Raw genomic sequence first — 13528 nt, 5'->3', positions numbered from 1 at the left:
TAGTTAAAAAGAGCTAAGAGGCACTTCTCTTAGCTCTCATCTTGTTGTATGAAAATATTGTTCGATATTTAGATTAGCAAGATACTGCTTCTGCTTCTAATAATTCTTTTGCTGCTTTATATTCTACACCATGTGCTTCTGCAACAGCTTCGAATGTTACATAGCCTTCTAATGCGTTAATACCTTTTAATAATGCAGTGTTTTCTAAGCAAGCTTTTTTGTAACCTTTGTTTGCGATTTGTACTGCGTATGGTACTGTAACATTTGTTAATGCAAGTGTAGATGTACGTGGAACCGCACCAGGCATGTTTGCAACTGCATAGTGAACTACGCCGTGTTTTTCATAAGTTGGGTTGTCATGTGTTGTAATACGGTCAGTTGTTTCGAAAATACCACCTTGGTCGATTGCGATATCAACTACAACAGAACCTGGCTCCATAGACTTGATCATTTCTTCTGTTACAAGCTTTGGTGCTTTTGCTCCTGGAATTAATACTGCACCGATTACAAGATCAGACTCTTTTACAGCTTGTGCAATATTGTAAGGATTAGACATTAAAGTTGTCACTTGGTTACCGAAAATATCATCTAATTGACGAAGACGATCTGCGCTTAAGTCGATAACTGTTACGTCAGCACCTAAACCAACTGCAATTTTAGCAGCATTTGTACCAGCTTGTCCACCGCCAATAATTGTTACTTTACCGCGTTTTACGCCTGGAACACCTGCTAATAAAATACCTTTTCCACCTTTGTTTTTCTCAAGGAATTGTGCACCAAGTTGTGCTGCCATACGACCTGCAACTTCACTCATAGGCGCTAATAATGGTAGAGAACGATTTTCTAATTGAACTGTTTCGTAAGCGATTGCTGCTACTTTATTTTCAATTAATGCTTTTGTTAATTCTGGTTCTGGAGCTAAGTGTAAGTAAGTGAATAAGATTAGGCCTTCACGGAAATATTTATATTCGCTTGCAATTGGCTCTTTAACTTTCATTACCATTTCCATAGCCCAAGCTTCTTCAGCTGTTTCTACGATTTTTGCTCCTGCTTCTACATATTGCTCATCAGGAAAACCTGATCCTAATCCTGCACCCTTTTGAATGAATACTTCGTGATTGTTACGAATTAAATGTACAACACCCGCTGGTGTCATAGCTACACGGTTTTCGTTATTTTTAATTTCTGCTGGTACCCCAATACGCATAATGAAATGCCCCCTTATAATTAACAGAAAAAAGTAATTCTTTTTTCTTTTTATAATAGTTAATAACTTATGAACTTATTCTAGCATAACTTTCAATCTATGAAAACGCTATCATATGAAAAAAGTAAAAGTTTTTATATTTGAAATAGTGTAAATAATGTAAATTAATTTTATTAGGAAATAGGTGCTCTATTTCTTTTTTACCGTTCTATATTTATTATTTTCAGAAAGTTTTTTAACAAATAAATGTTATACAAAAATCCGTCAATAATTTCTATAAACTCCTGCTTAACGACTTACAAAACTTTTGCAACCTGTTAAATATTTGTTTATCGATATAATTTATGAAGATGGACCATTCCATTTTAATTTTCCAACATATAAGCCGCTGCTATGTAGAACAAAATATAACCGCTACTTGCTTTCTCCTTTTGTTTTAAACCTTGCATGTAGTAGGAAACTCCTGCATGGCCAAATGCTCTCGTCCCTCTAAAAGGAAAGGGGATTTTTATGTCGTTGTTTCACTTATATATGTTAAAAATCACTCAATAGCAAAGACCTATCCCTGTTGGATAAGCCCGATGAAATTGAGTAATAAGACTTGATTGTGAATGCTCTATAAAACAATTCGTTTTTCACTTTCCGTAATACTGTATCATTTTCTGATAATCACTCCAACTATCCACATCATAAAAAAGGGTCGCTTCTTCATACGATATCGTTATCCCCTTTATAAATGACTGTTGAAAAATAGTGCGAGCTCCTTGATCACCTTTTAATGTTTGCAAGAGAGGAAATGTTTTCTTTGCAAACAAAACAGGCGGCCTTACAATTCCGCGATACTTTGCTGCTACATAATAGACCGTTTTATGTTGTTTATAACAATCTAGTAATTCATTAATTACCTCTGTTTTAATAAAAGGTTGATCAGCAAGTAAGACAACAATTCCATCCGCTTTCATATGCATGGCTTTCTTAATACCACAGCGCAGTGAATGGGATTGTCCTTGACTAGAATCAAAACAAGAAAGAAGGTGTACGTTCTCATGTCGTAATGATTGTGAAACCCAATTTTCATCATTTGTGACAATAATAATACCTGCGAGATTTGAAGACAAAGCAGTTTTGAGTGCTGCATTACCAAGTGGTTCATTGTGTAAAGGAAGAGAAAGTTTATGGATTCCCGGTCCCATTCGTCTACTATTTCCAGCCGCCAAGTATACACCAATGATTTTCATCTCACTTCATCCGTAATTGCCCGATAATTTCAGCCATGATACTAACGGAAATTTCACTTGGACCTTGTGCACCAATTGAAATTCCAACAGGAAAATGGAGATGAGGAGGAACTGGTTTACCGTCTAATAAGCGCTCCGTGCGATGACGCGGTCCTAAAACACCTATATAACGAACATTTTTTTCTAATAAAAGAGATAGTAATTGTCGATCTTTTTCAAAGTGATGCGTCATAATGACAAGAAAATCGCTTGGATGTAATGAAAGTTTTTGTATCATTTCTACTGGAAAACCAACCACACATGCATCAGCATTTGGAAACTGATCCGTATTACATAAGGCCTCCCGCCAATCGCAAACTGTTACAAAGAAGCTTGTTTCCTTCGCAAAACGAACGAGTGGCTTTACATCTTCTCCTGCTCCAAAAATAAACAGGCGGGGCTTTGGTATAAAATGTTGGCTATAATATTCATCTTGCAACCCATTTTTCAAGTAAGTTGCCTGTGGAATAGCCCCTTCCCAATTACCGTACGTATTACCATTATTATATATAAGTGCAGTTTGCTCTAACGAAAGATTTTTCACCATCCAAGCCGAGGAACCATTAGCAAGGTGAATATATAAGTCTTGTAAAATCGCTTTATAGGTATCATCTATATGTTCCACTAATACATGAATAACACCATTACATCCTACTCCCCAGGACAAATCGTCTTCTGCCTTTGTATTAAATGTATGAATCGCCCAAGTATTTTGCTCCATAACATCTACAGCATAGTAGAAAAGCTCTTCTTCAATGCACCCTGCACTTAGCATTCCTACTTTTGTGCCATCTTCTTGAAAAAGCATCATCGTTCCTTCTTTTCTATATGCCGATCCTTCAACATGAATAATTGTCGCTAATGCACAGCGTTCCTCGCAACATAACAACGCTTCTAATACACCATATGCGGAAGTCATTTTGAATCCCCTCGCTGCTTTTCTAATACAGACTTTACAGCTTCTTCAATCTCTTGATAACTCGTGCATCGGCAAATATTAGAACTTAACCATTCTTCAATAACATGATCATCTGCATCAGGCCTTTGCGACACAAGTCCATGGCAATTCATAATAAATCCCGGTGTACAGTATCCGCATTGGAAAGCCCATTTCTCTTCAAAAGCTTGTTGAATGGGTGTCTCATGTAATCCCTCAATCGTTATAATTTGTCTTCCAACTGCTTCAACCCCCAGCATAATACAAGACTTGATTGGTATCCCTTCAACAAGAACTGTACAAGCACCACAATCACCGTTTTCACAGCCAGGCTTTGCTCCTGTTAAATCCAGTTCGTGACGTAATATATGTAACAGCGTATCGGCCATTCTTCCAACTACCTCTCGCGTTTCTCCATTGACATCCAAAATGAGCTGGACGTTTCTCATCTTTCGTCCCCCTTTGCAAAATTTCGCAATATATCTTGCAGTACAGATTGAAATACAAATGTCCGATAAGCACGCGAGCCTCTTATATCATCTAATACAGGAGCTGGAATATGGGTTAAGGCGTGTTCAATTCTTTTCTCAAATGGAATGTGCTTATTATTTAAATCTGCTTCCATCTGAAGTGAACGAAATGGAAACACACATAAGCCACTGCACGCCATTCGAATTTCGTCATCATATTTAATCGACGCAACCGTTACAAGGGGATAATCAATTTTTTCTAGTTGGCGTTTTTTTACACTATAATACGGTGCTGTCACATACTGCCGATCTGTAATCATTTGTACAAGAAACGCACCCTTTTGTAATTGTAATTTTTCCACAAAAGCTTGATGAGCAGGTACATAATGAATCCCCTCAATCCCGGCAATGACAAATGTACTATCAGCTAATAAAAAAGGCAGAACCGCCTCCTTATAGCGGATCCTTCCCGCAACATTTCCGCCAATTGTAATTTTATTTCTTGCCGTGCGATCTGCGGCCCGGCCAGCAGTTTCCCCAAGGAGCGGAAAGACTTGCGCTTCTTGAACATTTGTTATCGTTAATGTTGCACCAAGTAAAAGTTTGTCACCCTGCCATTCACAAACATTACATTCTGGAATATCTTTTATATCAATAACAGCTTTTGTTCGAATGCGCTGCGAACGTCCCATCGTAATAATTTCTGTTCCGCCCCCATAGTAGAGCGGCTTCTTCCCCTCTTGATCTAGTTGGTGAAATAATCGAATAGCCTCTTGAATAGAATCCGGACGATAATACTCAAAATCAAATGGTATCATTCCATCCCTTCTCCTTTTTGCGTCTCTTTCCAAATTAACTCTGGCGTAAGCGGTAAGTTTCGTAATGAAATACTAGTTGCTATGGATAAGCTGTTTCCTAAAGCTGCTGGCATGCCAATAATTCCATGTTCCCCAAGTCCTCTAGAACCAAATGCAGCTTCTTTATGTGGTACTTCTACAAAATCGACAATATATTTTGGCTGTTGCCCGTAATGGATGACTTTATAAGAACGAAACTGATGATTCAAATTTCTTTCTTTCGCATCATAATGAAATGTTTCTCGCGTTGCAAAACTGAGCCCCATACTCATGGCCCCCATAATTTGCGTTTCTGCTCCCTTTTTATTTAAAACGATTCCCGCATCGGCAACTGTTACAGCATTCAACAATCGGTATGTATAATCTTTAGGGTTATACTCCACTTCTACCGCTTGCGCCCCTACTCCCCATTCCGGTCCTTGTTTCCCTTTTCCTGTCTCATAATCAATGTCTGTAATTCCTTCCAGTACATAACTCCCTCTTCCCACCACTTCTGTTCCTTTTACATTCCCATTTGCATCTACATACCCAAATGCAATTTTAGAAAAAGGTACATGTAGATTCGGATTCGTTTTGACATAAACTTGTTTTCCTGCAATCTCTAATTCTTCTGCGGGGTATCCAAGTAAATTTGAAGCCGTTTGGCAGAGCTGCCTCATTGCGTCTTCTGCAGCCATTACAACCGCATTTCCAACAAGGAGTGTCGTTCGGCTCGCTGCTGTTTTCCAATGTTTTGGAGAAACTTGTGTATTGACTTCCATCATGATATGCACATCATCAGTATTCATGTTCATTTTCTCAGCAACCATTTGTGTTAGCACCGTTTTTGTTTCTTGCCCAATTTCAACAGCACCGCAATTGATATTGACACTACCATCACCGTTAAAAGTCAACACAGCACCTGCTCCGGCATTACTTGGCGTAGTCGAATTTTTCCAGAAGCAGCTAACCCCTTTAGCACGTACCATGCCATTAGGTAGAATCACTTTCTTTCCCTCTTCCCAATTAATAAGCGATTGTAACTTTTGTAAGCACGCTGCCACATCTCCCGTATTACTTGGCGTTACAAGCACTTGTGTCGGCGTTGTATCTCCTGGTCTAATCGCATTTTTCAAACGAAACATAAGCGGGCACATCCCTAACTTTTCAGCAAGTATATCGATCGTTCGTTCCATTACAAATGTATACTCTGAATGTCCAAACCCTCTAAACGACGTTGCATATGTATGGTTTGTATACATACCAAGTGAATCACACCATACGTTTTCGATCGCATATGGGCCTGTGCAGTCTAGCCCGGCCGCCTTACTCATCGTTACCGCTCGATCAGCATAAGCACCGCCGTCAAATAAATACAAAATTTCTGCTGCTTGCAGCTTTCCATCTTTTGTGCATCCAAGCTTTACTTTTGCTTGTAAACCGATATGAACAGGAGACATTATGAAATCTTCCTCTCTACTATTTTGAAGAGTAACTCGTCTTCCCCCTACTACTTTTGAAGCAATGTATGCTAAAAATTCAAGCTGTACTGCTGTTTTTCCACCATATGCCCCCCCGACTAACGGCACATGTACAATAACTTTCCCTTCATCAATTTCAAACGCTTCGCTTAACTGCCTCTTTATTTCAAAAGGAGCCTGTGATGTAGAATGAACAATCACATCTCCATTCGGTTTCATTTCTACTCTAGCGCACCGCGTTTCCATCGCCGCATGATCAGATTGCCGAAAAGAAAATGTCTCCTCAACAATCGTGTCACTACTAGCAAATCCTTTTTGAATATCACCTTTACGAATTTTCGTCCGATTTGCGATATTTGTATGCGGCTTTGGATATACTTTTTCTTCTAATTTATATTGTTCCACGTGTTCATGAACTAATATGTTTGGCTCATTATAGGCTTGCAAAGGGGAACGAATAATCGGGAGCTCTTCATATATAACACGGATCCGTGTTGCTGCTTCTCTTGCAATCGCTTCATTATCCGCCACAACAAGTGCAACCGGTTCACCAAAATACCGTACTTTCTCAAAGGCTAACAGAGGACGATCAACGATACTAGAGCCGACAAGAATAGGATAATCCGCTCCCGTTACCACAGCATGTACGCCTTGTACTTTTTTCGCTTCACGAATATCTATACTCCTAATATAAGCATGTGCATATGGACTCGTAAGAAGTTTTGCATATAGCGTGCCAACCTCTATTTCATCATTAATATACTTTGCTCTTCCCGTTACTTTATCAGCACTTTCTTTTCGCTTCACACTTTTCCCTATGACACGATACCGTTCCATTCTCGGCCTCCTTTGCTTTGCTCTGCTCTTCTACCATCCTATTTATACGACTAACAATTTAGTACAGATCTCTCCATACAAAAAAAGAGGCTGCTAGTGTTTCACTAGCAGCCTCTTTTTACATAAATAGCTTTGCAAATAAGTCTTCGGTTGTTTCCGTAATTTTCTCAAACATATCCGTTTCATTTTCCTCTTGCTCTTTGAGCATTTTAATCGTGTTCCTCGCATCGTCTGGATAGTCTGTAATAATTCCATCTACATTCAATTTATAATATCCCCTTAAGTTTTCCATATCATTTACAGTCCATACATAAATCGGTCTATTTAATTTACGAGCTGATTGGACTAAGCGCTTATTCAACATATATTCTTCCGCTACATAAAAATCAGCTGGAACATGTTTTAAATTTGCTACACTTGCATATAGGACATATCCTACTTTTATATCGGGATTTGCACGTTTAAATTCTTTAATAAGCGGGTAATGCAATGTTTGAATCACACATTGCTTTTCAAATTCATTTCTCTCAATGGTTTTTAAAACTTTCTTTACAAAATCCTTTTCATTTTCCTTTCCATGGAGCTTCACTTCTATATTAAGCTTAATCTTCCCTTTTGCAAGTTTAATAATTTCATCAAGTGTACTGATTCCTCCTGAGAATTCACCTTGCCTTAACGTAAGCTTTCGAAGTTCATCCATCGTTAATTCTGACACTTGTACATTTGCATTCGCAAGACGCTTTAATTTCAAATCGTGTATAACGGCCAATTCTCCATCTTTCGTTTGCAATACATCAATCTCCGCATAATCGGCTTTCGCATCAATCGCTCCTTGGACTGACTCTTTTGTGTTCTCTACGCCTTTAGAGATGTAACCACGATGCGCCATAATAATAGGCTCTTTATAAGAATTCGTAATAAAGGTTACAATAAAGGCCAAAACCATTCCCATTACAACAACCCCGCAAATATATACACCAATAAATTTCAATCGATGCTTTTGAAAGAAGCATTTCTCTGCTTTTGTTTTAAAATAGTCAAGGCCCTCTTCTACTAAAACAGCTTCAACGGGAACTTTCTGTAAATACAACCTTATAAGTGCCATAATGTAAAACGGGGTGACAATAAAGCTAAATATATAAAATGTACTCGTTAAAAATACAGATAGAGTAGATTGTGCTAATAAAGCAAATGTTCCTTCTGGATTTGTAAATTTATATACCCCGAGCAGTAACAATAAATAAACACCTGTAAAAAGCAGAAAAACAATGCCTATCGAAATAAAAAATCCAATGAAAAAGAACAGGACTTTCAAAAAGTTTTCCTTTACTAACATTGCACTTTGACGAGCAGCTACGCGAAACGGCTTTTCTTCTAAAACAATGATAGGTAACACAAAAATCCAACGAAGATTTACATAGGCAACTACGGCGAAAAAGAAATAATATCCGACTTGTCCCATTGTTGTTTTCAGTAATTCGCCTGTAATAAAATTAGGAATCTGAATTTCAGGAAGAAGTGCAGATTTATAACCGATGCTTAAAAGAGGTAGTAAAACTACAACATACAAAATAAATCCTGGTAAGCAATATGTGAAAAAAGAAGGTAAATACGTTACCGTTTTATATAGAATTGGACGCAGTCTCACCTTTTGTCGTTTATGTGCAAAATACGAAATAATAATAAGCACTGCAAATTCGATAAAAATGAGAAAAAGTGCTAGTACAGGTAAAATGAAAATAGCTGCAATTCCGTACGGTGTTTTAAAAAATGCAAACAATTCATCATTTGTCGCATTTGCATATCCACCCCAGTATAATAACTTATTAAAAATCATACCGAATAGTGGGATAAAGACAATTACTGCTAGAAGTTTGTACATAAGTTGAAACGCTAATACATTTCCAAAGGCAAACCTTACTGTCTGAAAGGAATGTTTCATTACCCCTGGTATAGATAGTTTTTTTCGGTGTAGCATAGATTCCTCCATATTCTGAAACTATATTTAAGTTAAAAAACAACATAAAACCCTTGTTTTTTAGGGGGGCGAAACGACCGGAGATTCTAGCCGCTAGAGCTGGACAACAAAGAAATGTGGAAGTGGCTCGTCCAGAATGTGAGGGGGATGGAGCTTCTGACGTAGAGGTGTTTCTTACCTCGTAGGAAGCAGCGAAGCCACCGAACATTCTAGCCACTGGAACTAGACAATGCTTTCGCCAAATTTTGAGGTGGGAGTATTACTACCCACGAATAGCGGGGTAAAAATGGACCTACACCTCGCTGCCTTTCTTTGTTTTCAAACTTTGGGCGTGGCAGGAAAAGGCCCTGACCGCTACTATACATAGCCAGTCCCTCTCGACCACTTAAAAAAATGCTTTTCTATCGGTTTTTCATAGAGTGACTGAGTAGTTATAAAAATTCATCTCTTTCATCATAATATATTCTACTAAACATGTAAAAAAGCGATAGATTCTAAATCCACCGCTCTTTTTCTTATTAATTCTTCTTTTCTAACTCTTGACCAAATGCTTTCAAAAAATTAAATCCAAATGTAATTGCTCGATTTATGTCTGGGTCTCGTAATACTTTAAAGAAATCCATCACACTTGTTTTCTCACCTTTTTTTAATTCATCAGTTGCATATTGTAAACCTGTCACTAAACTGGATGTTACTTGCTTAGTCACTTCTGGATCTACTGAAGATAGCGCTTCTCCTGCACCCATCATATTATTTAATGCATTTTTTACTGGTTCACGGTTTAGTTGTTCAATCGCAATTTTCGAAACATCTTCTTTCGCTGCCAGCAAGCTTACTGCCGCATCTAACAAACCAGCTTTTTGAAGCTGTGCTAACAAATGAATCGTTTCTTCAATTGCCTGTTGATTCTCTCCTAATTGTTGTAATAATTCCTCAGAAACTTGTTGTTTCTTTTGTTCCTCTGTTACAACCGTTTTTTGAATCATTGTAATTTCTTTTGCCACAATGCTCCCCCCTAGTTTTCATCCACAAGTGATACATATTGTTTTCGTTGCCATTTCTTCTGCACTTCGACACCATTTTGCGGATGGCGCTTTTTATTTCGCGGGTTGGAAGCAGGAAGTGGACGATTTCCTTTTTCACGCAGCACACGCATTTTGACACGCGTTTGTTTATATGCTGGTGTACATGTATAAAGATCAGTTGCCGTTCCTGTTAAAATATTAATTGCTTCTTCATTTACTGTTGCATGCATCGGTAAATATAGTTCATTTCCAGTTACACGATCTGTAACAAGCGCTGGAACTTTTATTTTTCCAAATGGTGATGCAAGTTCTACAAGACTTCCATCCTTCACATTTCGCTCCATCGCTAGTTCTGGTGATATCTCAACAAACACCTCTGACATTTTCGATAAAATACCTGCCGATTTCTTTGTCATATTCCCCTCATGGAAATGTTCGAGCATTCGGCCATTATTTAATAATAAATCATATTCTTCCGGTGCCTCGACCGGCGGTACCCATTCATCAAGTGATAGACGTGCCTTTTTATCAGGAAAATTAAATCCATCTACATATAATAATGGTGTATCACTGCCGTCATGACTACCCCAGCATAAACTGTTCCATCCTTCTAAACGATCATATGTTGCCTGGGAATATAAAGGAGCAAGTGATGCGATTTCATCCATAATTTCACTTGGATGTTCATAGTTCCAATTTGCACCTAATGCACGAGCTACCTTTTGAAGAATCCACCAGTCTGGTTTTGAATCACCAAGCGGCGGCATAACTTCGTATAAACGCTGAATACGACGTTCTGTATTCGTAAATGTTCCTTCTTTTTCTAAACTTGGCGCTGCTGGTAAAATGACATCTGCGAAACGAGCTGTTTTCGTTAAAAACATATCTTGCACAACAAGAAAATCAAGATTTTCTAAAATGTGCTGCACATGATTCGCGTTAGAATCGACTAATGCCATTTCCTCTCCCATCACATACATACCGCGTAATTTCCCTGCTTCTGCAGCAATCAGCATCGCAATGTTATTTAATCCTGGTTCTTTCGGAATCGAAACGCCGTATGCTCTTTCAAATTTTGCGCGCAGTGCATCATCGGATATTGCTTGGTAACCAGGCAGCCAGTTTGGTAATGTTGCCATATCACAAGCACCTTGTACGTTATTATGTCCGCGCAGCGGGTATGCTCCTGCACCAGAACGACGATAGTTCCCTGTTACAAGAAGTAAATTAGAGATTGCAGCTGATGTCGTACTTCCACCTGTATTTTGCGTCACTCCCATACCCCAAAGTATACATGTGCCATCTGCATCACGAATCATTTTTGCCATTTCTATTAATGTATCTTTCGAAATGCCCGTTACACTTTCTGTATAATCAAGCGTATACTTCTCTAACATTGTTTTATATTCATCAAAGTTCTTTACGTTTTGAGCTAGAAATGCTTTATCATGCCAATCTTGATCAATAATATATTTTGTTACACCTGCTAGCCAAACGTAATCTGTACCTTGACTTGGGTGAACAAACAGATCGGCACGCTCTGCCATTTCATGCTTACGTAAATCAGCCACAATTAATTTTTGCTCATGCAGTTTATGTGCGCGTTTCACACGCGTTGCAAGAACTGGATGACCTTCTGTCGGATTTGCTCCAACAATAATGATAAGTCCTGCCTCTGCAATATCTTTAATTGTTCCTGCATCACCGCCCATGCCTACTGTTTTAAATAAACCATCTGTTGCTGGTGATTGACAGTAGCGAGAACAGTTGTCCACATTATTTGTCCCATATACTTGGCGCGCTAACTTTTGCATTACATAATTTTCTTCATTCGTTACTTTAGAGGAAGAAATAAATCCAAAAGCATCACTGCCATATTGCTCTTTAATATGACTCATATTTGCTGCAACAACTTCTAGCGCTTCTTCCCAAGTTGCTTCAACAAACCTGTCTCCTTTACGGATAAGCGGCTTTGTAATACGTTCTTCACTATTTACAAAATCCCATCCAAATTTCCCTTTTACACACGTTGAAATCCCGTTTACCGGCGCATCCGATGACGGTTGTACTTTTAAAATGTGACGATCTTTCGTCCACACTTCAAATGAACATCCGACACCACAAAACGTACAAACAGTTTTCGTTTTATTGATTTTCGTTTTACGCATCGCTGCCTCTACTTCCGAAACAGCTAAAATACTGCTATAACCCGGTTCTACATCTTTCACAAAATCAATCATTGGATTTAATACATCTTGTTTTAGCCCGGTCATGAAACCAGCTTCTCCAAGCATCGATTTTTCCATTAAGGCATTACATGGACAAACCGTTACACATTGTCCACAACTTACACAAGAGGAATCATTAATTGCTACGCCGTCATCCCAAACGACACGCGGACGATCTAAGCTCCAATCAATGGATATAGTTTCATTTACTTGTAGGTTTTGACATACTTCTACACATTGACCACATGCAATACATTGATTTGGATCGTAACGATAAAACGGATGGGACATATCGACTTCCGAAGCGCTCACTTTCGGTTCGTACGGATATTTCTGTTCTTCAATTCCCATCATATGCACTGTATTATGGACTTTACAATTTCCGTTATTATTATCGCAAACAGTACAATATAATAAATGATTCTCAAGTAAGCGATCCATCGCTTCTGTTTGGGCTTCAACCGCTCGCTTCGATTTTCTTTCAATATGCATACCTTCTTCAAGGTTTGTTGAACAAGCGCGCATCAACTTTCCGTTTACTTCAACAATACATGTATCACATGTCTGAATTGGATCTACTTCTGGTACGTGACAAATTTGCGGGTGTTCAAGTTCTCTTTCGTTTAATAACTGCAATATCGTTTTCTTACTAGATGAAATATACTCTGTACCATCGACAGTTACACGAATTTTGTGTTCCGACATCTTTATCCTCTCCTTACAACCAACCATACAACACATTTTGAATACGTTTTCAAAACGATGTTGCTATACGCTCTTTTTCAAAACAGAAAAAACAGTTCTTAGAAGTAGATTCTTGATGTATAAAATAAGCTTACAATTGATGTATATGACTACGATTCTATTATATCGTAGAATACAAATAATAACCAAGGAATGTATGGAAGTACAAAATGAAAAAATGGCTTAAAAACCCCCTTTTCTTTTAGGTGGGCGTGAGCGTCTGGCCTTGCATAGTAGCGGTCAGGGCCTGTTTCTGCCACCGGCGAAGTTTTAAAACAAATGGAGCAAACGAGTAGCGGGCATGTTTTTTCTGCATAGCAGCGACTGATATGTAAAAAACAAAATGAATTTGTATATGCGAATCAATTTGAAAAATGGGTGTAAAAAACCCTTTTTTTAGGTGGGCGTGAGCGTCTGGCCTTGCGTAGTAGCGGTCGGATCCTGTTTCTGCCACCGGCGCGGTTGAAAAGTTTAAATTGATTTATATACAAAACGAATGCTTTTCTTT

Annotated in this window: 9 protein-coding genes; all 9 read right to left on the bottom strand. The window is 38.4% G+C overall.

Going from position 1 to position 13528, the window contains the following annotated elements; translation table 11 throughout:
• Positions 1 to 73: 73 nt before the first annotated feature.
• Positions 74 to 1207, bottom strand: coding sequence for an alanine dehydrogenase (gene ald / locus BM350_RS18095; RefSeq protein WP_090917584.1), 1134 nt, complete (start codon positions 1205 to 1207; stop codon positions 74 to 76).
• A gap of 635 nt (positions 1208 to 1842) precedes the next feature.
• Complete coding sequence (locus tag BM350_RS18090) at positions 1843 to 2445, bottom strand: nucleotidyltransferase family protein (protein ID WP_090917586.1); 603 nt, start codon at positions 2443 to 2445, stop codon at positions 1843 to 1845.
• 1 nt (position 2446) lies between these two features.
• On the bottom strand, positions 2447 to 3403 hold the full coding sequence (locus BM350_RS18085) for an XdhC family protein (RefSeq protein WP_090917588.1): 957 nt from the start codon (positions 3401 to 3403) through the stop codon (positions 2447 to 2449).
• Positions 3400 to 3870 carry a (2Fe-2S)-binding protein gene (locus BM350_RS18080; RefSeq protein WP_090917590.1) on the bottom strand — a complete coding sequence of 157 codons (471 nt, stop codon included), beginning with the start codon at positions 3868 to 3870 and terminating at the stop codon, positions 3400 to 3402. The genes BM350_RS18085 and BM350_RS18080 overlap by 4 nt, the downstream gene beginning before the upstream one ends.
• Positions 3867 to 4709, bottom strand: a complete 843-nt coding sequence (locus BM350_RS18075) for an FAD binding domain-containing protein (RefSeq protein ID WP_090917592.1) — start codon at positions 4707 to 4709, stop codon at positions 3867 to 3869. The genes BM350_RS18080 and BM350_RS18075 overlap by 4 nt, the downstream gene beginning before the upstream one ends.
• The gene (locus BM350_RS18070; RefSeq protein ID WP_090917593.1) at positions 4706 to 7045 is read right to left on the bottom strand and encodes a xanthine dehydrogenase family protein molybdopterin-binding subunit; all 2340 of its coding nucleotides are present in this window, start codon (positions 7043 to 7045) and stop codon (positions 4706 to 4708) included. The genes BM350_RS18075 and BM350_RS18070 overlap by 4 nt, the downstream gene beginning before the upstream one ends.
• A 118-nt stretch (positions 7046 to 7163) precedes the next feature.
• Entirely contained in the window at positions 7164 to 9023 is a 1860-nt protein-coding gene (locus BM350_RS18065) for a glycerophosphoryl diester phosphodiesterase membrane domain-containing protein (protein ID WP_090917595.1), read from the bottom strand.
• Positions 9024 to 9541: 518 nt separating this feature from the next.
• Positions 9542 to 10027 carry a helical membrane plugin domain-containing protein gene (locus BM350_RS18060; RefSeq protein ID WP_090918836.1) on the bottom strand — a complete coding sequence of 162 codons (486 nt, stop codon included), beginning with the start codon at positions 10025 to 10027 and terminating at the stop codon, positions 9542 to 9544.
• Positions 10028 to 10038: 11 nt separating this feature from the next.
• The gene (gene fdhF, locus BM350_RS18055) at positions 10039 to 12981 is read right to left on the bottom strand and encodes a formate dehydrogenase subunit alpha (RefSeq protein WP_090918834.1); all 2943 of its coding nucleotides are present in this window, start codon (positions 12979 to 12981) and stop codon (positions 10039 to 10041) included.
• Positions 12982 to 13528 lie beyond the last annotated feature (547 nt).

Source organism: Bacillus sp. 103mf (assembly GCF_900116295.1).
Lineage (GTDB): Bacteria > Bacillota > Bacilli > Bacillales > Bacillaceae_G > Bacillus_A > Bacillus_A bruguierae.
The sequence above is the reverse complement of the archived record's forward strand: the minus strand, read 5'-3'. Positions and strand labels throughout refer to the sequence as shown.

Coding starts and splice junctions, on each gene's coding strand:
- BM350_RS18090 (WP_090917586.1), bottom strand. CDS start 2,445: ATGAAAATCATTGGTGTATACTTGGCGGCTGGAAATAGTAGACGAATG.
- BM350_RS18065 (WP_090917595.1), bottom strand. CDS start 9,023: ATGCTACACCGAAAAAAACTATCTATACCAGGGGTAATGAAACATTCC.
- fdhF (WP_090918834.1), bottom strand. CDS start 12,981: ATGTCGGAACACAAAATTCGTGTAACTGTCGATGGTACAGAGTATATT.
- BM350_RS18085 (WP_090917588.1), bottom strand. CDS start 3,403: ATGACTTCCGCATATGGTGTATTAGAAGCGTTGTTATGTTGCGAGGAA.
- ald (WP_090917584.1), bottom strand. CDS start 1,207: ATGCGTATTGGGGTACCAGCAGAAATTAAAAATAACGAAAACCGTGTA.
- BM350_RS18080 (WP_090917590.1), bottom strand. CDS start 3,870: ATGAGAAACGTCCAGCTCATTTTGGATGTCAATGGAGAAACGCGAGAG.
- BM350_RS18075 (WP_090917592.1), bottom strand. CDS start 4,709: ATGATACCATTTGATTTTGAGTATTATCGTCCGGATTCTATTCAAGAG.
- BM350_RS18070 (WP_090917593.1), bottom strand. CDS start 7,045: ATGGAACGGTATCGTGTCATAGGGAAAAGTGTGAAGCGAAAAGAAAGT.